The organism is Burkholderia sp. 22PA0106 (genome assembly GCF_047497155.1).
Classification (GTDB): Bacteria; Pseudomonadota; Gammaproteobacteria; order Burkholderiales; family Burkholderiaceae; genus Burkholderia.
The window spans coordinates 261,072-283,261 of the sequence record NZ_CP163163.1 but is presented as its reverse complement, the minus strand read 5'-3'; the positions used below and the strand labels follow the sequence as shown (position 1 = coordinate 283,261).

The window sequence follows — 22,190 nt, the reverse complement described above, 5'->3', positions numbered from 1 at the left end:
TGCTCGCCAGCGGGCACGGGTTTCGCTAGGATGTGTGCTATGTGGTACCTCTGCACAAAGGGAGTTGCAATGTCGGAAATCAACAAGGAGAAACTGATGTCGGATATCAAAACCGTTCTCGCGGATGCGGAAGACCTGCTGAAACAAGCGGCAGCCAGCACGGGTGATCGCGCGTCGGAACTTCGCGAAAAGGCGCTGTCGCGCCTCAAGCAGGCGAAGGAAAAGGCCGCCGACGTCCAGGTCGTGGTGGTCGAGAAGGGCAAGAAGGCCGCGCGCGCCACCGACGACTACGTTCACGAACATCCGTGGACCTCGATCGGCATTGCTGCAGGCGTGGGCGTGCTGATCGGCCTGCTGATCAACCGCAAGTAAGTTCCACTGCGGCGCCCGCGAGCGGCGCCGTGTCCCGCTGCCGGGCCGGCCGGCGTCCTTCGCGCCGGCCGGCTTCGGCTCGCCGCCTCCTGCACGCGCAAGCGCCCCATCCATGACGACAGATACGCCACCGCTCCATTCAGCACACGGCCCGTTGCGCCGCCTGCTCGGGTCCGTGTTCGCGCTCCTGCAAACCCGGCTGGAGCTGGTCGGGATCGAGCTCGCCGAGGAAAAAGAGCGCCTGATCGGCGTGTTGTTCCTCGGCCTCGGCGCGATGATGCTCGCCACGATGGCCCTGATCAGTATGACCGTGCTGGTCGCGATCGCATTCTGGGACACCTACCGCTGGCAAGCGCTGGCCGGCATTACGGCAATCTATGCGATCGGCGCGCTGATCTGCGGGCTTAAGGCCCGCAGCGGCCTCCGCGAAGCGCCGAGCGTCTTCGAGGCCACGCTGCACGAGCTCGAAAAGGACCGCGAACTGTTTCGCGGCAAGCCCTGACCCACTTCACGCCCACGCGCCATGAACTCATCCGCCTCGGACGACCCGTTCCGCCAGCCGCGTTCGCGGCGGCGGCTCAGTCCCACGCAGTACCGTGCGTTGCGCAAGGAATTGTTGATCCTGCGCTCGGACGTCGAACGCCTCGAACTGGCCGAAGCCGGCGCTGAACTGCGCCAGGCCGTGACGCACTTCCGCTGGCTGAAGCTGCTGATGCCCGGCTTTTCGGGCGGCTCGTTCAGCCGCTCGGCGAAAGGCATCAACGCAAGCCTCGGTTCGATCGTCAGCCAATACCCGCTCGTCAGCTCGCTCGCGTCGGCGGTGCTCGCCAAGCCGGTGCGCTCGCTGGTTGCCAAAAGCGCCGTCCCCGCACTGAAATGGGGATCGGTCGGCTTCGCCGTGTGGGAGGCCTACCAGATCTGGCGCGGCGCCCAACGCGACAAGGCCACGGCGGAAGCCATCAAGGTTGGCGGCGCCACCACTGGTGCGCATCGCGTCGCGACGAAAGACAGCGACAGGCCCTGAGCCTGCGGGTGCCGGCATATCGTGCCGGCGCCCTTCATCGCATCATCCAGCACGCCGGCCGCGGTTCTTCCGGGCCGGCTTCCGCGCCCGGCATCCGATTGGCTCGCGAACCGTCCGAACGCAGCAGATAGCTGCCGCAGCGATCCTCGGCCATCGGCCCTTGCCGCTCCGGCGTCGCGCTCAACACATAGCCTTCCGAACCCGGGGACTGGACCGTCAGTCGATATACCGGTGTGCCCTGCTCCGGGATCGTACCCAGCTCGACGGGTTGCTTGCCCGGCTCGCCGCCTCCATGCGCAGCCAGATCATGCGCGGCGCGATAGAGCGCCGTGACGGCGGCGAGACGATGACCGCGCTCGATCTGCCGCCTGTACGACGGCACCGCGAATGCCGCGATCACGGCGGCGACCGCCAAAACGATCGTCAGTTCGATCAGCGTGAAGGCCGACATGCGGTTCGAGCGGCACCTGTATGTGCGCAGTCGGTTCACGGTGCATTACCCTCGAACGGCGCCGCCACGACATGACGCCAACGCCGCGCGACCATCACATCGCCCTCGAACGCGACCTGCGCCTGCAGCCAGATGCGCGTGGTGCGCGTCGTGCCGGTTCCGGCCGCAGTCAGCAGATAGGCCTGCCATCGTGGATGCGAAGCGAGCGGCCAGCGTTCGATCAGGCACGCAGGCGGCATCGCGGCGCCGGGCCAGCTCGGGAATGGATGCAGCGCGGCCGGGCCATCGAGGGCGCCAGGTTGCCGCCATCCACTCGGCTCGCCAACCGCGCTCCGCACGCTCGATGTCCGCATCGGCCGCGCGATGAGGGCGACGCGCTCGGCCAGGCTTCGCTCGCATGCGTCCAGCGCGGCCTCGGCGGCGTGGAAGGCGATGCTGCGCGATGCGTAAGCGCCCACCGCGCGCGCATCGGACATCGACATCTCGAAACCTCCCGCACTGACGACGAGCATCGCGGACAAGATGGCGAGCACGCCCGGCAAGGCCGCACCCGTCATGCGCTCGTGCCGGCGGCGGCCGTGCGATAGCGCGATGAAACGGGCTCGGTTCATCGCGTGGCGCCTTCGGCGGCAATGCCGTTACGCAACGACAGCCATTGCCGTGCGATCCAGCGCGCCCGACCATCCCGGGCCACACGCTCCCGACCATCGCAGTCGACATAGCGGTTTGCCCGCGACCCTGTCGTGCCACGCACCTCGACGCAGACTTCGACAGCCACCACGTTCGCCCATGCCGCCCCCGTAATCGTTCCGGCGTCTCGCCATGCCGCCTCGTCGTGCAAGCGGTAACGCATGCGCAACCGTTCGACGCCCTCCACAAGCGGCTGGGCCACACCGGGGCGCCCGCCGCCTTCGCAATAGAGTTCCGGTTCGCCGCTGCGGCTGCCGTTGCGAACGAAGTAGCGATTGACGATCGATGGACGCTCGACCTCCGCACCGACGCCTTGCCCGAGACAGTCGGTCACCTGCCCGCTCGCGGTCGGCCAGGTCGATACCGCGTCGCCGATGTAGCGCACCTGCAGGCCGTCGGAATCGGTCGTCGCGCCGGAGCAGCCGGGTCGCGCCGGATCTCCGGATGGCCGTGCCGACGCGCATCCGAACAGTGGCGCGCTCGCTGCGCCAACCGGCGTATCGAGCGGCACGAAACCGGCCATGCGCACCGATTGCGCGATCAAGGCCAGCGCCGTGGATGCCGCATCGCGCGCCCGCATGCCGTCGAGCGATGCCCCATGCGTGCTGCGTTGCGCTCGGTAGAGCGACACGGCGGCGGCCACGACGAAGGCAGCCAACGCCAGCGCGATCAATGCTTCGATGAGCGTATGCGCCTGTTCGGTGTGACGTCGCCTCATCGCTCCCCTCCCGCCGAGAACGCCAACGCCACGCAACCCTGGCTGCAAACCCTATCGTTCGATGCCGGTACATCGCGCCGCCATCGCACTTCGACCTGTGCGAATGCAGCGCGCATCGTGCTGTCGATTTGCATGTCGTGCAAACCTGCCGAGGCGCGCACGAGGTCGATCGTCGAGGTACTTCCGCTGCGCGCAAGCTCCGCCCATGAATCGGCCATCCGCAACGCCCGCATGCGCGTGGCGGCTTCGGATGCCGCCCGCTGCATCGCGAGTTGCGCGCCGAGCACGGCGATCGTTGCGCCCGCAAGCAACAGCATCGCGATCGCCACTTCGAGCAGGGCGCTGCCGGCCATCCTTCGCGCGCGCTTCATTGCGCTGCCCCGCAGCGTCCAGCCGTGACGCGCGCGCGGCCGCCCGCGGCAATCCTGAGGCAACGCGCAACGCGTATTGCCCGTGCGCCGTCCACCACGCCGCGCAGCTCCTGCGGTAAAAATTCGAAGCGCCGAAAGCCGCCGATCACCTGCCCCGCAGGCGGCGTAAACACCACGCCACCGGCCGCGCCGTCGACTCGCACACCCGACATGGCCGGCACTCGCCGGAGCACTGCCGGCTCATGCCGGTGCGAATCGGGCAACACGATGCTCCATCCGCACGACCACTCGCCTTCGATCTTGCAAGTTCCCCCGCTCGTTGCGCATACGGGGTTCTGATCGCCGCGGCAAACCGCTACACGCACGCCTCGCGACACGGCCTCGACGCGTGCGGTGGCCAGCGCCGCCAGCATCGACATCGCACCGGCTTCCACTCGGTCGCGCTGCCGCCAGGCAACGAACGATGGCGACGCGTAGGCCGCAACGATCGCAAGCAGGGCGATCGCCAGCATCGATTCCACGAGCGTGACGCCCGCCATCCGTTTCGTGATCCGCATGCCCAACCCCGCTTCGCCAGAACGATGCGAGGACTGTAGCGGGACGAACGCAGGCGCACCATTGGCCGAACGGCCTAATGGCGCAAACCGTCATCGCCGGCAACAATCGTTGCGACGAGATCGGTTCAGGAGAGCGGGAATGAAGCGGAAGGAAAGGAAATCAGCGCTTGCGGGCCGGGCCCGGCTTGGCCGGCGCCGCGCGGCGGAATTCCTCGATCACGTCGGCGAATTCGGAGACATCCTCGAAACGCCGATAGACCGATGCGAAGCGCACGTAAGCGATGGTGTCGAGCTCGCGCAACTCGTTCATGACGAGTTCGCCGAGCTTCTCGCTGCGCACCTCGCGCTCGCCGGTAGCGAGCAGTTGATACTCGATGCGGGCGACCGACGCGTCGATCGCATCCGCCGCAACGGGCCGCTTGCGCAGCGCCAGTTGCATGCTCGCGACGATCTTGCGGCGGTCGAATTCCGTGCGGCTGCCGTCCTTCTTGACGACCGCCGGCAACGCCAGCTCCACGCGCTCGTACGTCGTGAAACGCTTGTCGCAGGCGGAGCAGCGGCGGCGGCGCCGGATCGCGGCGCCATCTTCGGACACGCGGGAATCGACAACCTGCGTGTCCTCATGCCGGCAGAACGGGCAGCGCATCGGCGATCAGCGATAGACCGGGAAACGCTTGGTCAGCTCGCTGACCTGGCCGCGCACGCGTTCGAGCGTAGCCGCATCTTCCGGGTTGTCCAGCACGTCGGCGATCAGGTTACCGACGATCTCGGCTTCCTTCGTGCCGAAGCCGCGCGTCGTCATCGCCGGCGAGCCCAGGCGAACGCCCGAGGTCACGAACGGCTTTTCCGGATCGTTCGGAATCGCGTTCTTGTTCACCGTGATGTGCGCCAGGCCCAGCGCCGCTTCCGCCGCCTTGCCCGTGATCTTCTTCGCTTGCAGATCCACCAGCATCACGTGGCTTTCCGTGCGGCCCGACACGATCCGCAGGCCACGCTTGACCAGCGTTTCCGCCAGCACGCGCGCGTTGTCCACCACTTGCTGCTGATACGTCTTGAATTCCGCCGAACCGGCTTCCTTGAACGCCACCGCCTTCGCCGCGATCACGTGCATCAGCGGGCCGCCCTGAATCCCCGGGAAGATCGCCGAGTTGATCTGCTTCTCGAACTCCGCCTTCATCAGGATCACGCCACCGCGCGGGCCGCGCAGGCTCTTGTGCGTCGTCGTGGTCACGAAATCGGCGTGCGGCACCGGGTTCGGATACAGGCCCGCTGCGATCAGGCCGGCGTAGTGCGCCATGTCGACCATGAAATACGCGCCGATGTCCTTCGCCACGCGCGAGATCCGCTCGAAATCGATCTTCAGCGAGAACGCCGAGGCGCCCGCGATGATCAGCTTCGGCTTGGTTTCGTGCGCGCGCTTTTCCAGTGCTTCGTAATCGATGTCTTCGTTCGCGTCCAGGCCGTAGCTGACCACGTTGAACCACTTGCCCGACATGTTCAGCGCCATGCCGTGCGTCAGGTGGCCGCCTTCGGCCAGGCTCAGGCCCATGATCGTGTCGCCCGGCTTCAGCACCGCGAAGAACACGCCCTGGTTCGCCTGCGAGCCCGAGTTCGGCTGCACGTTCGCCGCTTCCGCGCCGAACAGCGCCTTCACGCGATCGATCGCCAGTTGCTCGACCACGTCCACGTACTCGCAACCGCCGTAATAACGCTTGCCGGGGTAGCCTTCCGCGTACTTGTTGGTCAGTTGCGAACCTTGCGCAGCCATGACTGCCGGGCTGGTGTAGTTCTCGGAAGCGATCAGCTCGATGTGATCTTCCTGGCGCTGGTTTTCGTTCTGGATCGCCTGCCAGAGGTCGGGATCGACGTTCGCGATGGTGCTTTGGGCTCTGTCAAACATACGGTTTCCGTCAAGTGTGTACAGGTTGACCGGGGCGGCCGAGTACATTGCGCAATGCTGGCGGCATGGCCAGCCCGGCGCGACGGAAAAATCCGGTTGACGCAAGGCGGACAGCCACCGGCAATGTACGCAACGGCGCACAACGGCTGCCCAGGCGAACGGCAAAAACGAAGCCCTGCGCTTCACGGTGGGATGCTCCACCTTGAACCCGAGGGTTCTATCGCCAGTCACGCAGGGGCTGATGAGCGCCGTAGTTTATTGGATGCCCGATGAATAGGCAACCGGCCGGCCACCCCGCCGAAGCAATAGGGGCACGAACAAAATCAATCCGACTCCCAAGCCGGACGCGGCTTTCCGAGCGGTCGGCACACGCTTGGCCGGCTCCGCGGCCGGAGCATGTCGCCTTGCCGCAACGCGGCATTCTCAGTAGGCTAACGATCCCCCCTATCGTTTCACCCTATCGACCAGGAGCAGCAATGATCGTGTTCGTCACCGGCGCATCCGCAGGATTCGGCGCCGCCATCGCCCGAGCGTTCGTCAAGGGCGGCCACCGCGTGGTCGCCAGCGCCCGCCGCAAGGACCGCCTCGACGCACTCGCCGCCGAACTGGGCGCAGCCCTGCTGCCCGTCGAGCTCGACGTGCGCGACCGCGCCGCCGTCGAGGCGACGCTGAACGGCTTGCCCACGGAGTTCGCCGATGTCGACGTGCTCGTCAACAACGCCGGCCTCGCGCTCGGCACCGAGCCGGCGCAGCGCGCCAGCCTCGACGAATGGCAGACGATGATCGACACCAATTGCTCGGGCCTCGTCACCGTCACGCACACCTTGCTGCCCGGCATGATCGCGCGCGGTCGCGGCCATGTGTTCAATCTCGGCTCGGTGGCCGGCACCTATCCGTACGCAGGCAGCAACGTGTACGGCGCGACCAAGGCATTCGTCCGACAATTCAGCCTGAACCTGCGCACCGATCTGCTCGGCACGCCGTTGCGCGTGACCGACATCGAGCCGGGCCTGTGCGGCGGCACCGAATTCTCGAACGTGCGCTTTCGCGGCGACGATGAAAAGGCTTCCAATGTCTACGCGAACGTCCAGCCGCTCACGGCGGAAGACATCGCCGACACGATCTACTGGATCGCGACGCGCCCCGCCCACGTCAACATCAATACGGTCGAAATGATGCCGGTCGCGCAAGCGCCGGCCGGCCTCGCAGTGCATCGCGGCTAAATACGCTCCCGGCCTGCTCCCATGCCCCTCGGCGGGGCCGGGCAGGCCGCCGCGCGCGCAACATTCGGTTACCAAACCCGGCCGAAAGCGGCGAAACGTTCCGGTAGAATGCGCTGCCATGACCGACGCCGATCGTAAGCCCGAAGCCGCGTTTGCGTTCCATTGGCCAGTGCGTGTGTATTACGAAGATACCGACGCCGGCGGGATCGTCTTCTACGCCAATTATCTGAAGTATTTCGAGCGCGCCCGCACCGAATGGCTGCGCGCCTGCGGGCTCGATCAGCATCATCTCGCCGCGGAAACCGGCGCGATGTTCGTGGTGCGTGACACGGCGGTCGATTACCGCGCGCCGGCCCGGCTCGACGATCTGCTGACCATCATCAGCCGGATCGAGCGCTTCGGGCGAGCATCGCTGATCTTCGTTCAGGAGGCCTGGCGCGGCGACGCGCTGCTGGTATCCGGGCGCACCGGGATCGGCTGGGTCGATCGCGCTTCGCTGCGGCCGGTGGGCATCCCGGCTGCCGTTCGCGGTGCACTGGAACGGGGTCCGGCCTCGAATCTGTCAACGGCCGACGCATCAACACCGTTTATCTAAAACCGATGAAACTTGCGGCCCCGATCCGGGATCGATAAGAGCAGCGAACGGAAACGCAGCAACACAGGGCGTCGGCAGACGACCTGCCATAACCGTCCGGAAGCCGGACCCGCAGCGCCAGCCGTGCGACAACTCGGCGCGACGGCCAAGAAGGCATGACAACCACACACCTATGAATTCTGCTCAAGACTTGTCGATCGTTTCTCTCGTCCTCAATGCGAGCTTGCTCGCCCAGGCCGTGATGGGGCTGCTGCTGCTGCTGTCGCTGTTCTCCTGGACGATCATCTTCCGCAAGTGGTTCGCAATCCGCCGCGCCCGCATCCAGACCGAGCGCTTCGAACGCGAATTCTGGTCGGGCGGCGACCTGCAGGCGCTGTATCAGAGCGCAGCCAACAATCGCCATACGATCGGCTCGCTCGAACGGATCTTCGAATCGGGCATGCGCGAATTCCTGAAAGCCAAGGAAAAGCGCATGACCGATCCGTCGCTGATTCTCGACGGCGCCCGCCGCGCGATGCGCGCCTCGTTCCAGCGCGAGCTCGACATGCTCGAAAACAACCTCGCGTTCCTCGCCTCGGTCGGCTCGGTCAGCCCGTACATCGGCCTGTTCGGCACGGTCTGGGGGATCATGAATTCGTTCCGCGGCCTCGCCAACGTGCAGCAGGCCACGCTCGCCAACGTCGCGCCGGGCATCGCCGAGGCGCTCGTCGCCACCGCGATCGGCCTGTTCGCCGCGATTCCGGCCGTGGTGGCGTACAACCGCTACGCGCACGACATCGATCGTCTGGCCAGCCGCTTCGAAACCTTCGTCGAAGAATTCTCGAACATCCTGCAGCGCCAGGCGCAATAAGGAGCACGCGATGGCCGGCACTCCCTTTCGTTCCAGCATGCGCGGCGGCCGTTCGCGCCGCTCGATGTCCGACATCAACGTCGTTCCGTATATCGACGTGATGCTCGTGCTGCTCGTGATCTTCATGGTCACGGCACCGCTCGTCGCGCCGTCGATCGTGAACCTGCCGACGGTCGGCAATGCCGCCCCGCAGGATCAAACGCCGCCCGTGGTGGTCAACATCCAGGCCGACGGCAAGATGAGCGTTCGCTACAAGAGCGAAGCAGGCGCGTCGCAGGAAGACGCGATGACGAAGGCCGAACTCGACGACTTCATCGCGTCGCGCCAGGCCGATCATCCCGACCAGCCGGTTGTGATCGCAGCCGACAAGACCGTGCAGTACGACAAGGTCATGACCGTCATGTCGGACCTGAAAGCACGCGGCGTCAAGCGCGTGGGCCTCCTCGTCAAATCGAAATGAATCAGCGCAAACAACGCACCGCCTCGCCGTTGAGCCCGCCGCAAGAGCGCGGCACGGGGCGCGCGTTCCTGCTGGCCGCGTTGATGCACGTGCTGCTGATCGCCCTGCTCTATCACGGCATGCAGTGGCAAAACAGCACGCCGGCCGGCGCGGAAGCCGAACTGTGGACCGAAGTGCCGGATTCGCCGGCGCCCCAACCGGTTCAGCCCGCCCCGCCCGTCAAGGTCGCGCCCGCGCCGCCGCCGGTAAAAGACGACAACGCCGATATCGCATTACAGCAGAAACGCCGCCAGCAACAGGAAGCGGCCGCGCGCGAAGCCCAGCTCGCCGAGCAGCGCCAGCAGGCGCTGAAGGCCGAGCAGGAAGCGCAGGCCAAGCGCGCCGCTCAACTGGCCGCACAGCAACTGGCCCAGCAGCAAGCGGCGGACAGGCAGGCCGAGAAGCAAAAGCAGGCGGACAAGCTGCGTCAACAACAGCTCGCCGACCAGCAGAAGAAACTCGAACAACAGCAGAAGCTCGACCAGCAACGCAAGCAGGCGCAAGCGCAGGCCGAAGCCGAGAAGAAGGCCGAGGCCGACAAGGCCGCGGCGGCGGCCAAGTCGGAAGCCGCCGCCAAGGCGAAGGCCGAAGCTGCCGCCAAGGCCAAGGCCGATGCCGCCTCCAAGGCCAAGCTGGACAAGGAGCGCCAGGCGCGTCTCTCCCAGTTGCAGGGCGCAGCAGGCGGTTCGGGCGGCGCCGACGGGCTCGCGAAAAGCGGCACCGGCAGCGGCTCGGGCGGCAACGCCGCCTCGCCGGGCTATGCCGACAAGGTCAAGCGCCGGGTGAAGCCGTTCATCACCTGGGGCGGCTCACGCGAAGGTCTGGAAACGCGCGTGCAGGTTCGCTGCTCGCCGTCGGGCGATGTGCTCGGCGTGACGGTAACGCGGTCGAGCGGCAATTCGGCCTGGGATGACACGGTCGTGAGCGCGGTGCGTAACGCCTCGCCGCTGCCGCCCGATACTAACGGAAGCACCCCGGGCAACATTGCAATTACCTTCCGGGCGGCCGGCGACGCGAATTAGGCATTACACTCGCGCGCAAGCTGTTCGGAACGAATCGACTATTGTCGAGTTTCTGCGCATGCGCAGCTACATACGGGAATCGGTAAGCATGAGTTTGATGACGAAGCTGGGTTTCAGGGCACTCGTGGCCTCGTGTCTGATCGCGGCGGGCAGTGCCGCGAACGCGCAGGTCAACGTTCTCATCACGGGCGTCGGATCGACCCAGATTCCGATCGCCACCGCGAATTTCGTCAACGAAGCGGGCCTGCCGCAATCGGTGACGGCCGTGGTGCGCTCGGATCTGTCCCGCACCGGCAAGTTCTCGAACATCGACGCGGGCAGCACCCCGGTGCCGGAAACGGCGCCGGTGGACTACGCGGCGTGGAAGGGCAAGGGCGCGAACGCGTTCGTCGCCGGCACCGTGGATCGCGAAGGCGGCCAGGTGAAGGTCAACTTCATGCTGTTCGACACGAACAAGCAGCAGAGCCTCGGCGGCCTGTCGCTGACGGCGTCGGGCGATGCCGAAAGCATGCGCAAGACGGGCCACAAGATCGCCGATTTCATCTATCAGAAGCTGCTCGGCGTGCGCGGCGTGTTCAACACGCGGCTCTCGTACGTGACGCGTTCGGGCGGCAAATACCGCCTGCTGATCTCCGATTCGGATGGCGAGAACGCGGTGCCGGCTCTGACCAGTTCCGAGCCGATCATCTCGCCGGCGTGGTCGCCGAGCGGAACGAAGGTTGCTTACGTGTCGTTCGAACTGCGCAAGCCGGTGGTGTATATCCACGACCTGCCCACCGGCCGCCGCTACGTGATTTCCAACCAGAAGGGCAACAACAGCGCGCCGGCCTGGGCGCCGGACGGCCAGACGCTGGCGGTCGCGCTGTCGTTGTCGGGCAACACGCAAATCTACTCGGTCAACGCGACGGGCTCGGGCCTGCGCCGGCTCACCCAGAGCAGCTCGATCGATACGGAACCGTTTTATTCTCCTGATGGCCGGTGGATCTACTTCACCAGCGATCGCGGCGGTGCGCCGCAAATCTACCGGATGCCCGCCCAAGGCGAAAGCGCCGGTAGCGCGCAACGCGTGACGTTTACGGGCAACTACAACACCAGCCCGCGCATCAGCCCCGACGGCAAGCTCCTCGCGTACATCTCGCGTACTGGCGGGGGCTTCAAGCTGTATGTCCAGGATCTGCAAACCGGCGCCGCCAATGCGGTCACCAATACGACGCACGACGAATCGCCGAGTTTCGCGGCAAACGGTCAATACGTGCTGTACGCGACCCAAGCCAATGGCCGCAGTGTGCTGGCCGCCGTGCCGTCCGACGGCAGTTCGCCGCCGCAGATTCTGCCCGTCCAGGGCGGCTCGTTCCGCGAGCCGTCGTGGGGGCCGTTCATGCAATGACCAACAGGAGATTCACCATGAAGACCAATAAAGCTCGCCTCGCACTCGCCGTCATGATGTTCGCGGCACTCGCCGCCTGTAAGTCGGGCGTCAAGCTCGACGACAAGGCGAACCAGCAAGGCAACGCGCTGCAAACGCAACCGAACCCGAACGACGTCGCGCAAGTGAACGTCGATCCGCTGAACGATCCGAACAGCCCGCTGGCCAAGCGCAGCGTGTACTTCGACTTCGACAGCTACTCGGTGTCGGATCAGTACCAAGGTCTGCTGGGCCAGCACGCTCAATACCTGAAGAGCCGCCCGGCGCGCCACATCCTGATCCAGGGCAACACCGACGAGCGCGGCACCAGCGAGTACAACCTCGCGCTGGGCCAGAAGCGTGCCGAAGCCGTCCGCCGCGGCCTGTCGCTGCTGGGCGTGCCGGATTCGCAAATGGAATCGGTGAGCCTGGGCAAGGAAAAGCCGCAAGCGACCGGTCATGACGAAGCTTCGTGGGCGCAAAACCGCCGCGCGGACATCGTCTATCAACAATAAGTAAGGGACGAACCGCCGTATGACGCACCGCTTCCCCTGGCTGCGTGCAGCCGCCGCGGCCTGCGTCGCGGGTGTCGCGCTCGGCGCGGCGCCCGCGCACGCGGGCATGTTCGACGACGACGAAGCCCGTCGCGCCGTGCTCGACCTGCGTAGCCGCACCGACAACCTGACCAATCAGGTGTCGGCCGCGCAACGCACGATCCTCGATCAGTCCGCCCGTATCGACCAGCTCAACCAGCAGGTTGCGACGCTGCGCGGCCAGAACGAGGATCTGACCAACCGCCTCACGACGCTGGAGCGTCAGGAGCGCGACGCCTACTCCGATCTCGACACGCGTCTCAAGAAGTTCGAGCCGCAGCAGACCACGGTGGATGGCGTCGAAGGGACGGTCCAGCCCGGGGAAACGGACGCGTTCAACGCGGCCTCCCAGCAGTTCCGCGCCGGCGACTTCAAGGGCGCGGCCGCTTCGTTCCGCGCCTTCATCGCCAAGTACCCGCAAAGCCCGTATCAACCGGTCGCGCAGTACTGGCTCGGCAACGCGCAGTACGCGCTGCGCGACTACAAGGGCTCGACGGCAACCTGGCAGGCGCTCGTGAAGGCCTTCCCGCAGCACCCGCGCGCCGGTGACGCCCTCGTGGCGATCGGCACGAACCAGCTGGAGCAAGGCCAGAAACCGGCCGCGAAACGCACGTTCGAGCAGGTGGTGTCGCAGTTCCAGGGTTCGAGCGCAGCGCAGGCGGCGCAGGCGAAGATCGATTCGATCAAGTAGAAGATGGCAGGATCATGTCGTTAAGGGTCGAGTGCTTGACGATCCCGAAAATTAGCGGCTATAATTTCGCCTCTTTGGGTCGTTAGCTCAGCTGGTAGAGCAGCGGACTTTTAATCCGTTGGTCACAGGTTCGAATCCCGTACGGCCTACCAAAGCATCAAACAGAAAGCCCGGTCGAAAGACCGGGCTTTTTGCTTGATGGCCCGCCAGGTTCCAGCCCGGCTCGGCATGCACGCGGCATCGAACCGGAGTGCTATGCTGCCCGACTTGAACACCGCATCCGGCTTGGGCCCGCACGGCGAGGCGTTCGAACCGACGCACTCGCCAGGCGCTCGCCCCGAGTCTGCCCGACCGGCCTTGCGCCACGTCCCGGCAATGACGGGCCGGCATCCGGCATGCTCGCGGGGCCTACGCCCCCGCCTGTCTCAACACCGCCACGACCACGACGCCGTGGCCACAGTATTCGAGTCCCCATGTTACGGCTAAGCGAAGTCAAACTCCCCCTCGACCATGCCGAGAGCGATCTCGAAGCCGCGATCCGCGCGCGCCTCGCGGAACTCGGCCTGGGCGCCGATGCGCTGCTCCGCTACAACGTGTTCCGCCGCGCGCACGACGCCCGCAAGCGCGCCGACATCAAGCTGACGTACATCGTCGACATCGAGGTCGAAAACGAAGCCGCGGCGCTCGAGACAATCGCCGGCAAGCCGCATTGCGGCCCGACGCCCGACATGGCCTACCGCTTCGTCGCGAAGGCGCCCGAACACGGCACGGCGCTGCGCCCGGTGGTGATCGGCATGGGGCCGTGCGGCCTGTTCGCCGGGCTGATCCTCGCCCAGATGGGCTTCCGGCCGATCATCCTGGAACGCGGCAAGGCCGTGCGCGAACGCACCAAGGACACCTTCGGGCTGTGGCGCAAGAGCGTGCTGAACCCCGAATCGAACGTGCAGTTCGGCGAAGGCGGCGCCGGCACGTTCTCCGACGGCAAGCTGTACAGCCAGATCAAGGACCCGAACCACTACGGGCGGAAGGTGCTGGAGGAGTTCGTCAAGGCCGGCGCGCCGGAAGACATTCTCTATCTGAGCCGCCCGCACATCGGCACGTTCCGCCTGGTCAGCATGGTGGAGAAGATGCGCGCGACGATCCACGCGCTCGGCGGCGAAGTGCGCTTCGAAACCCGCGTGGACGACATCGAGATCGATCAGGGCAAGGTGCGCGCGCTCACGCTCTCGAACGGCGAAACGCTGCGCTGCGACCACGTGGTACTGGCCGTGGGCCACAGCGCGCGCGACACGTTCCAGATGCTGCACGACCGCGGCGTGTATATCGAGGCGAAACCGTTCTCGCTGGGCTTCCGGATCGAGCATCCGCAGGGGCTAATCGATCGCAGCCGCTTCGGCAAGTTCGCCGGGCACAAGCTGCTCGGCGCGGCCGACTACAAGGTGGTGCACCACGCCAACAACGGGCGCGCGGTGTACAGCTTCTGCATGTGCCCGGGCGGCACGGTGGTGGCGGCCACCTCCGAGCCGGGCCGCGTGGTCACGAACGGCATGAGCCAGTATTCGCGCGCCGAGCGCAACGCGAACGCGGGCATCGTGGTGGGCATCACGCCGGAAGATTACCCGGGCGGCCCGATGGCCGGCATCGCGTTCCAGCGCAAATGGGAAGAGCGCGCGTTCGAACTGGGCGGCGGCGATTACCGCGCGCCGGGCCAGTTGGTCGGGGATTTCATCGCCGGCCGGCCGTCGACCTCGCTCGGCTCGGTGGTGCCGTCGTACAAGCCAGGCGTGAACCCCACCGACCTCAGCACCGCCCTGCCCGACTACGTGATCGAGGCGATCCGCGAGGCGCTGCCGCAAATCGACAAGAAGATCTCGGGCTTCGCGATGCACGATGCGGTGCTCACCGGCGTGGAAACGCGCACCTCGTCGCCGATCCGCGTGCGCCGCAAGGACGACTACCAAAACATGAACGTCGAGGGCCTCTACCCGGCCGGCGAAGGCGCGGGCTACGCGGGCGGCATCTACTCGGCCGCGATCGACGGCATCGAGGTGGCGCAGGCGGTGGCGCTCGACATGACGGCGCCGCGCAAGTAAGCCGGTAAGCCAAGCAAGCCGCATCCGAAAACAACGAAGCCCGGTCGTTCGACCGGGCTTCGTACGTTTACTTCTCCACCACGCCCAGCAAGGTCTGCTTGCCGCCGACGTAGCGGTACAGCGAGATCACGCCATGCTTGAGGTCGCCGTTCGCGTCGAACTGCGTATCGCCGAGCACGCCCTGGTAATGCGTGGCCGGCATCGCGGCCAGGATCCTGGCCGGCTCCGTGGATTGCGCGCGCTTCATGGCGTCGACGATGATGCCCACCGCGTCATAGGCGAACGGCGAGTTCAGCACGGGCGCAAAACCGAAGCGCGCCTTGTAGCGCTCGACGAACGCGGGGCCGCCGGCCATCTTCAGCAGCGGCGCGCCGGCGATCGAACACACCACGTCGTCGGCCGCCTCGCCGGCCAGCTTGGCGAGATCGTCGGCGCACAGGCCGTCGCCGGCCAGCACCTTGGTGCGCATGCCGAGCGCGCGCGCCTGCTTGACGAACGGGCCGCCCGTGCCGTCGAGGCCGCCGTACATGATCGCGTCGGGCTTCTCGCCCTTGATCTTGGTGAGGATGGCGCGGAAATCGACGGCCTTGTCGGTGCTCGCGTCGTGCGACAGCACGGCGATGCCGTCGGCCTTCGCGCGCTTCTCGAACTCGACGGCCAGCCCCTGCCCGTAGGCGGTGGAATCGTCGACGATCGCCACCGATTTCACGTGCAGCGTGTGCGCCGCGTAGTCGGCCAGCGTCGGCCCCTGCTGCGCGTCGGTCGCCACCACGCGGTAGGCGGTGTTGAAGCCCTGCTGCGTGTAGGCGGGGTTGGTGGCCGACGGCGAGACCTGCACGATGCCGGCGTCGTGATAGATCTTCGAGGCCGGTATCGTCGAACCGGACTGCATGTGGCCGACCACGGCCACCACCTTGTCGTCGACCAGTTTCTGCGCCACCTGGGTGGCCTGGCGCGGGTCGCCGGCGTCGTCCTGCGCGTCGAACGCGAGCGTGACCTTGCGGCCGCCGATCACGAGCCCGGCCTTGTTGATCTCCTCGATCGCGAGCCGCGCGCCGTTCTCGGTGTCCTTGCCGAGATACGAGGCCGGCCCGGTCACGGGCGCCGCCTCGCCGATTTTGACGATGTCGTCGGCATGGGCGGCCGTGGCCGCAAAACTGCCCGTCAAGCCCGCTGCTGCCGCGAGCATGCCGACCGCGCACGCGCGGCGTCCCGATACGCTGTTCTTGTTCATGCTTCACCCGCCTGATGTGATGGCAATGGACCGGCACGGGCACTGGAAGCCCGTCGCCGGGGCAGACACGGCCGGCCTCGCGCGCCGGGCGGCTTTCGTCTGACCTGGAAATCCCGCACACCGGAACCGGTGCGCGGTGCTGCGTCGACGGGATCGACTGTAGGCAGCCACAAAGCGGCGGCATTGAATCGTTCTGCCCGGAAATAGAACAAATGCGCCAGGCGCGGGGCGCCGGCCCGCGCACGGCTACAATCGGCGCATGCGGCCCTGGCCGCCCCGCCCCACGCCGCCGAGTTCGCGCATGACCCACGCCGACGCCGTCTCAACGCCCGCCTCACCGCCTCCGTCCTCACCGGATGTGCCAACCGCGCCGAGCCCATCGAGTGCCCTGCTCGTCGATGCGCTCGACGCGCGCGCCTCGACCCACGACACGCTGCCGAGCCGCTCGGCCGGCGCGGAACTGAGCGTGGCGATCGTGCTGTGGCCGAAATTCCCGCTGCTGTCGCTCGCCGGGCTGTGCGACGCGCTGCGCCACGCGGCCGACCGCGGCGACCAGAGCCGCCAGTTGCGCTGCCTGTGGACCATCGTCGGCGTCGAGGGCGAGACGATCGAATCGAGCTGCGGCATTCCGGTGCCGGTGCAGACGCCGTTCCCCGATCCGTCGCGCTTCGACTATGTGGTGGTGATCGGCGGCCTGCTGCCGCATCTCGATCAGGCGGACCCGCGCTACCGCGACTATCTGCTGCGCGCGGCCGAGGCCGGCACGCCGCTGATCGGCCTCTGCACGGGCAGCTTCGTGCTGGCGCGCGCGGGCCTCATGGACGATCGCGTGGCCTGCATCCACAGCTTCCATGTGGACGACTACCGCCGCCTGTTCCCGTCGCTGCGCCTGGTCACGCATGCCGATTATCTGATCGACGGCGACCGCGTGACCTGCGCGGGTGGCATCTCGATCGTCGAGCTGGCCACGCGGCTGATCAGCCTGCACTGCGGGCCGGATCGCGCCTCCAAGGTGATCCATCAGATGACGGTCAGCCGCCAGAGCGGCGCATCGTTCGTGGAGCGGCGCGCGGCGCTCGGTTACCTGTCGGTGGACGATGCGACGGTGCGCCATGCCGTGCTGCTGATGGAAGAAAATCTCGAAGCCCCCCTGACGATCGCCGTGATCGCGCGCATGACGGGCAGCAGCGTGCGCCATCTCGAACGCGCGTTCGCGGCCGAGATGCGCTGCTCGCCGAACGAGTTCTACCGGCGCATGCGGCTGCGCTACGCACGCTGGATGCTGGTCAACACCACGCGGCGCATCACCGATATCGCCTATGAATGCGGCTTCTCCGATTCGGCGCATTTCATCCGCGTGTTTCGCGAGGCCTATGGCGTGACGCCGGGCAAGCTGCGCGGCGCGCGCAAGGCCGGCAGCGGCGGTGAACGCGCCCCGGCCGACGTGCCCGAACCAGCCTGACGCAATTCTTCTATTTTCCGGCAGCGTCATGCAATGCGCGCCGCGCCGCGCGCCCTACAGTGTTCCGCATCGATTGCGAATCAAGCGGGAAGCCTGGAGAACGGCATGCATATCCTGATCGTCGGCGCGGGTGTCATCGGCCTGTCGAGCGCGTACTACCTGCAACGGGCCGGGCATAGCGTCACGGTGATCGACCGTCGCGACGACGTCGCCAGCGAAACGAGTGCCGCCAACGGCGCTCAGTTGTCCTACAGCTACGTCGCGCCGCTGGCCGGCCCCGGTGTGATCTCGAAGCTGCCGGGCTGGCTCACGCGCCGCGATGCACCGGTGCGCTTCCAGCCGTCGCTGAACCCCGACCAGTGGCGCTGGTGCTTCGCGTTCCTGGCGGCCTGCACGCGCTCGCGCAGCGCGCTGACGACGCGGCACTTGCTGTCGCTGTCGTTCCTGAGCCGCACGCTGATGCACGAGATGATCGCGGCCGAGCCATCGCTCGATTTCGATTTCGTGCGCTCGGGCAAGCTCGTGCTGCATCGCGATCCGGCTGCCATGCGGCAGGCGGTGGGGCAGCTCGAACTGCAGCGCGCGCTCGGCTGCGAGCAGGCTGCGCTCGACATCGCGGGGTGCATCGCGCTCGAACCGTCGCTCGCGCGCTTTCGCGACACGTTCGCCGGCGGCATCCACACGCCGAGCGAAGACACCGCCGATTGCCGGCGCTTCTGCCTCGGGCTCGCGGCGCTGCTGCGCGAGCGCGGCGTGACGATCGAAACCGGCACGCCGATCGACAGCCTGCACGCCGGCCGCGACGGGCGCGTCACCGCCCTGCGCGGCGGCGAGGCGATGCCGGCCGACCAGATCGTGATCGCGGCCGGCGCCGCCTCGGCCGCGCTGCTGAAGCCGCTCGGGCTGCGCGTGCCGATCTGGCCGCTGAAGGGCTACAGCCTCACCTACGCGCTGCCGCCCGGCGCCGACGCGCCGCGCGCGAGCCTGACCGATTTCGCGCGCAAGCTTGTTTATGCGCGGCTCGGCAACCGGCTGCGCGCGGCCGGCATCGCCGACATCGACGCGACAGCCGCGCCCGATCCTGCGCGCCTCGCCACGCTCGAAGCCGAAGTGGCCGCGCTGTTTCCCGACATCGCGCGTGCCGTCGAGCCGCAACGCTGGACCGGCCTGCGCCCCGCCACGCCCACCGGCGTGCCGATCATCGGCCCCACCCGCTACCGCAACCTGTGGCTCAACGTCGGCCAGGGCGCGCTCGGCTTCACGCTCGCCACCGGCTCGGCGCTGCTGCTGGCCGACTGGCTCGCCGGCGACGGCCAACACCCGCTGCGCGCGCGCTTCGCGCACTGAGCCGTTCCGGCGCGGCGCCTTCCGCCGTCTTCCCGCTCCCTATCATTTCGGATAACGATGCAAACTCGTCCCCATCTCGCCGTGATCGGCACCGGCGGCACGATCGCGGGCCAGGGCGCCGCGGCCACCGATACCGCGTCCTACACCTGCTCGGTGCTCGGCATCGACGCGGTGCTCGACGGCGTGCCGCAAGCCGGGCAATTCGCCGAGCTGCACACCGAGCAACTGATGCAGACCGGCTCCGAGAATTTCGGCAACGCCGCGCTGCGCGAGATCGCCGAGCGCGTCGCGCACTGGCTGGCAGAGCCGCATATCGATGGCGTGGTGCTCGCACAGGGCACCGACACGATCGAGGAGACCGCCTACTTCCTGCACCTGACGCTGAAGCAGACCAAGCCTGTGGTGGTGGTGGGCGCGATGCGGCCGCCGTCGGCGCTCAGTTCGGACGTGGCGCTGAACCTGTACGCGGCGATCGCGGTGGCCGCCGATCCGCGCTCGCACGGGCTCGGCACGCTGGTGGTGACCAATGACGAGATCCATTCGGCGCGCGACGTGGTCAAGCAGCACAGCTTCAAGCTCGATGCGTTTCGTTCTCCGTACGGTCCGCTCGGGCTCGTGGTGGATGGCACGCCGCGCTATTACCGCCGCCCGGCGCGCGCGCACACCATCAACACGCCGTGGTTCGCCGCCGCGCTGCCCGAGCTGCCGCGCGTGGATATCGTGCAGGCCTACGGCGAACTCGACGCCGCCTGGCTCGACACCGCCACCGCGCAGTCGCATGGGCTGATCTTCGCGGGCACCGGCAACGGCAACGTGGCGGCCCACCTGGTCGACACACTGCGCGCGGCCGCGCGGCGCGGCGTATGGATCGTGCGCGCCTCGCGCACCGGCAACGGCGTGGTCACGCGCAACGGCGCGCAACCCGACGACGCCTATGGCTGGCTCAGCGTGGACGACCAGATTCCGCAGAAGGCGCGCATCCTGCTGATGCTCGGGCTGACGGTCAGCCGCGATCGCGCCGGGCTGCAGGCGATGTTTTCGAAGTATTGAGGAAGAACGGCGCGCCGGAATGGGCGCGCCGGGAATCGATGTCAGCCGTCCAGCCGCATCCGCACCGATTCGATATTCGCCGGCAGCTTCGGCGACACCGGCTTGCGCCGCGGCACGTCGATGAAGCCGAGCCGGCGATACAGCGCGGCCGCACGCGTATTGTCGAGCAGCACGTCGAGCACCACCTCGCGGCCGGCGCCCTCGGCGAACGCGCCGGCCTGGCGCGCATCCTCGAACAGCGCGGTGAACACGCCGGTGCCGCGCCAGCGCGCGTCGATCGCGCAGTGGGCGATGTGGGTCTGCGTGCGCTTCGGCGCCGGCAGCTCGCCTTCGAGCACCAGCCCGCGCAGCAGGCTGCCGACGGTATGGCCCAGCCCGAAGCTGCGCAGCAGCATCCAGGCGACATGCGGATCGTCGAAGCCGACCGTGCGGCCGTCATGCGCGGCCAGCACACCGGCCACGCTGCCGTCGGGCGCGACGGCCACGCGGTGACGACGCCACGAGAAGCGACCGTACGCAGACCGAAACGTCGTACGCAAAAATGCGACGATCGCCTCGTCGGACGCACCGAGAAAGAACCCGAATTCACGCACGCCCGACGCGAAAATCAGCGGCGCGCAGGCCGCCGCATCGTCGGGCCGCGCGGCGCGGAAGGTCCAGCCGGGTGGAAGCGTGGTCATGGCGGTGGCGGCCCGGTGCGGGTTTGACGCGCTTAACGCGCGAGCCGCGCCAGCGCGGCCACGGTCTGGGTGATCTGCTCGGGCTGATGCGTCGAGCAGATGAAAAAGCGCAGCCGCGCCGCCTTCTCTTCCACGGCCGGATAGAAGATCGGTTGCACGTTGATGCCCTCGTCGAACAGCGCATTGGCCCAGCGCGCCGCCTTCAGCGAGCTGCCGGTGATCACCGGCACCACCGCGTAGCCCTCGCTGGTGCCGGTGTTCAGCCCGGCCGCGCGTGCTTCGTCGAGGAACTGCTTGCCGCGCTCGCGCAGTTGCGCGACGCGTTGCGGCTCGCGTTGAAGCGCCTCCAGCGCGGCCAGCGACGCGGCGGCCAGCACCGGCGCAAGGCCCACGCTATAAAGGAACCCGGGCGCCAGGTGGCGCAGCATGTCGACCAGCGGCTGGCAGCCGGCGATGAAGCCGCCGCAACCGGCCAGCGTCTTGGACAGCGTACCCATCCACAAGTCGACGTCGTCGGGGTTCACGCCCGCATGCTCGCGGATGCCGCGCCCGGTCGCGCCGAGTACGCCGAGCGAATGCGCCTCGTCGACCAGCAGGAACGCGCCGTGGCGATTGCGGATCTCGACGAACCTCGGCAGGTCCGGCAGATCGCCGTCCATGCTGTACAGCCCCTCGATCGCGATCAGCACGTTGCGATATTCGTGGCGCGCACGCGCGAGCAGCGCGTCGAGCGCCTGCCAGTCGTTGTGCGGAAAGCTCAGGCGCTTCGCGCCGCTCAATTGCGCTCCCTGCACGATGCTGTTGTGCGCCAGCGAATCGTGCACGATCAGGTCGCCCGGCCCGAACAGCGAGCCGATCACGGTGACGTTGGTGGCGTGGCCGCTGACGAACACCACGCAATCGTCCGTTTCGTAGAACGAAGCGAGCGCGTGTTCCAGCTCGCGCTGCACGGGCCGTTCGCCGGCCACCATGCGGCTGGCCGACGCCGAGGTGCCGTACCGGTCGATCGCGGCCTTGGCGCGCGCCGACACGTCGGCATCGCCCGCCAGACCCAGGTAGTTGTAGTTCGCGTAATTGACGTATTCGCGGCCGTCGATCGTCGTGGTCGCGCCGGCCAGCCCGTCGTGCACGCGAAAGAACGGCGATTCGACGCCGAGCTTCTCGCCCATCTCGCGCATGATGCGCAGTTGCTGGTACTGCGTCATCGCCTCGAAGCGGCTGCGCGGCGTTTCATGCGCGGTCGACGCGGGCGCGGGCGCCGCGGCCGAGCCGCCTTCGGTCACGCGGTCCAGTTGACGCTTCAGCGCCTTCGCAGCGAGTTGCTGCCGGAGATGATCTCCCAATCCCATCGATTCGTTCGCCT

At 67.3% G+C, this 22,190-nt stretch carries 25 protein-coding genes, 1 tRNA gene and 1 riboswitch; of the genes, 16 read left to right on the top strand and 10 right to left on the bottom strand.

Annotation, left to right across the window (positions count from 1 at the left end; all coding sequences use genetic code 11):
• Positions 1 to 69 precede the first annotated feature (69 nt).
• The 3 genes from AB4850_RS16180 to AB4850_RS16170 all read left to right on the top strand — a co-directional run bounded on the left by AB4850_RS16180 (position 70) and on the right by AB4850_RS16170 (position 1,396).
• Positions 70 to 372: a DUF883 family protein gene (locus AB4850_RS16180; RefSeq protein WP_414445529.1), complete on the top strand. Its 303-nt coding sequence runs from the start codon at positions 70 to 72 to the stop codon at positions 370 to 372.
• A 112-nt stretch (positions 373 to 484) separates the two neighbouring features.
• On the top strand, positions 485 to 874 hold the full coding sequence (locus tag AB4850_RS16175; protein ID WP_414444048.1) for a phage holin family protein: 390 nt from the start codon (positions 485 to 487) through the stop codon (positions 872 to 874).
• A gap of 21 nt (positions 875 to 895) precedes the next feature.
• Positions 896 to 1,396 (top strand): DUF3318 domain-containing protein, encoded by a 501-nt coding sequence (locus AB4850_RS16170; RefSeq protein ID WP_414444047.1) that lies wholly within the window; start codon positions 896 to 898, stop codon positions 1,394 to 1,396.
• Between the two features lie 34 nt (positions 1,397 to 1,430).
• Here the strand turns inward: AB4850_RS16170 and AB4850_RS16165 are convergent, their stop codons facing one another.
• The 7 genes from AB4850_RS16165 to glyA all read right to left on the bottom strand — a co-directional run bounded on the left by AB4850_RS16165 (position 1,431) and on the right by glyA (position 6,083).
• Positions 1,431 to 1,847 (bottom strand): type IV pilin protein, encoded by a 417-nt coding sequence (locus AB4850_RS16165; RefSeq protein ID WP_414444046.1) that lies wholly within the window; start codon positions 1,845 to 1,847, stop codon positions 1,431 to 1,433.
• Between the two features lie 35 nt (positions 1,848 to 1,882).
• Positions 1,883 to 2,404: a hypothetical protein gene (locus tag AB4850_RS16160; protein WP_414444045.1), complete on the bottom strand. Its 522-nt coding sequence runs from the start codon at positions 2,402 to 2,404 to the stop codon at positions 1,883 to 1,885.
• A 50-nt stretch (positions 2,405 to 2,454) separates the two neighbouring features.
• The gene (locus AB4850_RS16155; protein ID WP_414444044.1) at positions 2,455 to 3,255 is read right to left on the bottom strand and encodes a PilW family protein; all 801 of its coding nucleotides are present in this window, start codon (positions 3,253 to 3,255) and stop codon (positions 2,455 to 2,457) included.
• Entirely contained in the window at positions 3,252 to 3,626 is a 375-nt protein-coding gene (locus AB4850_RS16150; RefSeq protein WP_414444043.1) for a type IV pilus modification PilV family protein, read from the bottom strand. Before AB4850_RS16150 ends, AB4850_RS16155 begins: the two co-directional genes overlap by 4 nt.
• Entirely contained in the window at positions 3,623 to 4,183 is a 561-nt protein-coding gene (locus AB4850_RS16145) for a GspH/FimT family pseudopilin (RefSeq protein ID WP_414444042.1), read from the bottom strand. Before AB4850_RS16145 ends, AB4850_RS16150 begins: the two co-directional genes overlap by 4 nt.
• Before the next feature lie 160 nt (positions 4,184 to 4,343).
• Positions 4,344 to 4,829: a transcriptional regulator NrdR gene (nrdR, locus tag AB4850_RS16140; protein ID WP_414444041.1), complete on the bottom strand. Its 486-nt coding sequence runs from the start codon at positions 4,827 to 4,829 to the stop codon at positions 4,344 to 4,346.
• Between the two features lie 6 nt (positions 4,830 to 4,835).
• Complete coding sequence (gene glyA, locus AB4850_RS16135) at positions 4,836 to 6,083, bottom strand: serine hydroxymethyltransferase (RefSeq protein ID WP_414444040.1); 1,248 nt, start codon at positions 6,081 to 6,083, stop codon at positions 4,836 to 4,838.
• A gap of 141 nt (positions 6,084 to 6,224) precedes the next feature.
• A riboswitch (ZMP/ZTP riboswitch) is annotated at positions 6,225 to 6,324 on the bottom strand.
• Positions 6,325 to 6,559: 235 nt separating this feature from the next.
• Between glyA and AB4850_RS16130 the strand changes: the two genes are divergently transcribed.
• The 10 genes from AB4850_RS16130 (at position 6,560) to AB4850_RS16085 (ending at position 15,054) form a co-directional block, all read left to right on the top strand.
• On the top strand, positions 6,560 to 7,306 hold the full coding sequence (locus AB4850_RS16130; protein WP_414444039.1) for an SDR family oxidoreductase: 747 nt from the start codon (positions 6,560 to 6,562) through the stop codon (positions 7,304 to 7,306).
• A 118-nt stretch (positions 7,307 to 7,424) separates the two neighbouring features.
• On the top strand, positions 7,425 to 7,901 hold the full coding sequence (gene ybgC / locus AB4850_RS16125) for a tol-pal system-associated acyl-CoA thioesterase (RefSeq protein ID WP_414444038.1): 477 nt from the start codon (positions 7,425 to 7,427) through the stop codon (positions 7,899 to 7,901).
• A gap of 172 nt (positions 7,902 to 8,073) precedes the next feature.
• Positions 8,074 to 8,751, top strand: coding sequence for a protein TolQ (gene tolQ / locus AB4850_RS16120; protein ID WP_414444037.1), 678 nt, complete (start codon positions 8,074 to 8,076; stop codon positions 8,749 to 8,751).
• A gap of 10 nt (positions 8,752 to 8,761) precedes the next feature.
• The gene (gene tolR / locus AB4850_RS16115) at positions 8,762 to 9,211 is read left to right on the top strand and encodes a protein TolR (RefSeq protein ID WP_414444036.1); all 450 of its coding nucleotides are present in this window, start codon (positions 8,762 to 8,764) and stop codon (positions 9,209 to 9,211) included.
• Entirely contained in the window at positions 9,208 to 10,272 is a 1,065-nt protein-coding gene (gene tolA, locus AB4850_RS16110) for a cell envelope integrity protein TolA (protein ID WP_414444035.1), read from the top strand. Before tolR ends, tolA begins: the two co-directional genes overlap by 4 nt.
• Before the next feature lie 88 nt (positions 10,273 to 10,360).
• Entirely contained in the window at positions 10,361 to 11,659 is a 1,299-nt protein-coding gene (gene tolB, locus AB4850_RS16105) for a Tol-Pal system beta propeller repeat protein TolB (protein WP_414444034.1), read from the top strand.
• Between the two features lie 17 nt (positions 11,660 to 11,676).
• Complete coding sequence (pal, locus tag AB4850_RS16100; RefSeq protein WP_414444033.1) at positions 11,677 to 12,192, top strand: peptidoglycan-associated lipoprotein Pal; 516 nt, start codon at positions 11,677 to 11,679, stop codon at positions 12,190 to 12,192.
• A 19-nt stretch (positions 12,193 to 12,211) separates the two neighbouring features.
• Positions 12,212 to 12,961, top strand: a complete 750-nt coding sequence (gene ybgF, locus AB4850_RS16095; protein WP_414444032.1) for a tol-pal system protein YbgF — start codon at positions 12,212 to 12,214, stop codon at positions 12,959 to 12,961.
• Between the two features lie 76 nt (positions 12,962 to 13,037).
• Positions 13,038 to 13,113, top strand: a tRNA-Lys gene (locus tag AB4850_RS16090).
• A gap of 321 nt (positions 13,114 to 13,434) precedes the next feature.
• Positions 13,435 to 15,054, top strand: a complete 1,620-nt coding sequence (locus tag AB4850_RS16085; protein WP_414444031.1) for an NAD(P)/FAD-dependent oxidoreductase — start codon at positions 13,435 to 13,437, stop codon at positions 15,052 to 15,054.
• 67 nt (positions 15,055 to 15,121) lie between these two features.
• Here AB4850_RS16085 and AB4850_RS16080 read toward each other — a convergent pair whose 3' ends face one another.
• Positions 15,122 to 16,288, bottom strand: a complete 1,167-nt coding sequence (locus AB4850_RS16080; protein WP_414444030.1) for a branched-chain amino acid ABC transporter substrate-binding protein — start codon at positions 16,286 to 16,288, stop codon at positions 15,122 to 15,124.
• A 301-nt stretch (positions 16,289 to 16,589) separates the two neighbouring features.
• Between AB4850_RS16080 and AB4850_RS16075 the strand changes: the two genes are divergently transcribed.
• From AB4850_RS16075 to AB4850_RS16065, 3 genes are all read left to right on the top strand, one after another.
• Positions 16,590 to 17,750: a GlxA family transcriptional regulator gene (locus tag AB4850_RS16075; RefSeq protein ID WP_414444029.1), complete on the top strand. Its 1,161-nt coding sequence runs from the start codon at positions 16,590 to 16,592 to the stop codon at positions 17,748 to 17,750.
• 105 nt (positions 17,751 to 17,855) lie between these two features.
• Positions 17,856 to 19,097, top strand: coding sequence for a D-amino acid dehydrogenase (locus tag AB4850_RS16070; RefSeq protein WP_414444028.1), 1,242 nt, complete (start codon positions 17,856 to 17,858; stop codon positions 19,095 to 19,097).
• Positions 19,098 to 19,154: 57 nt separating this feature from the next.
• On the top strand, positions 19,155 to 20,147 hold the full coding sequence (locus AB4850_RS16065) for an asparaginase (protein WP_414444027.1): 993 nt from the start codon (positions 19,155 to 19,157) through the stop codon (positions 20,145 to 20,147).
• A 41-nt stretch (positions 20,148 to 20,188) separates the two neighbouring features.
• Here the strand turns inward: AB4850_RS16065 and AB4850_RS16060 are convergent, their stop codons facing one another.
• Both AB4850_RS16060 and AB4850_RS16055 read right to left on the bottom strand, forming a co-directional pair.
• Positions 20,189 to 20,827, bottom strand: coding sequence for a GNAT family N-acetyltransferase (locus AB4850_RS16060; protein WP_414444026.1), 639 nt, complete (start codon positions 20,825 to 20,827; stop codon positions 20,189 to 20,191).
• A gap of 32 nt (positions 20,828 to 20,859) precedes the next feature.
• A complete protein-coding gene (locus AB4850_RS16055; protein WP_414444025.1) occupies positions 20,860 to 22,176 on the bottom strand; it encodes an aminotransferase class I/II-fold pyridoxal phosphate-dependent enzyme in 1,317 nt (438 codons plus the stop codon).
• Positions 22,177 to 22,190 lie beyond the last annotated feature (14 nt).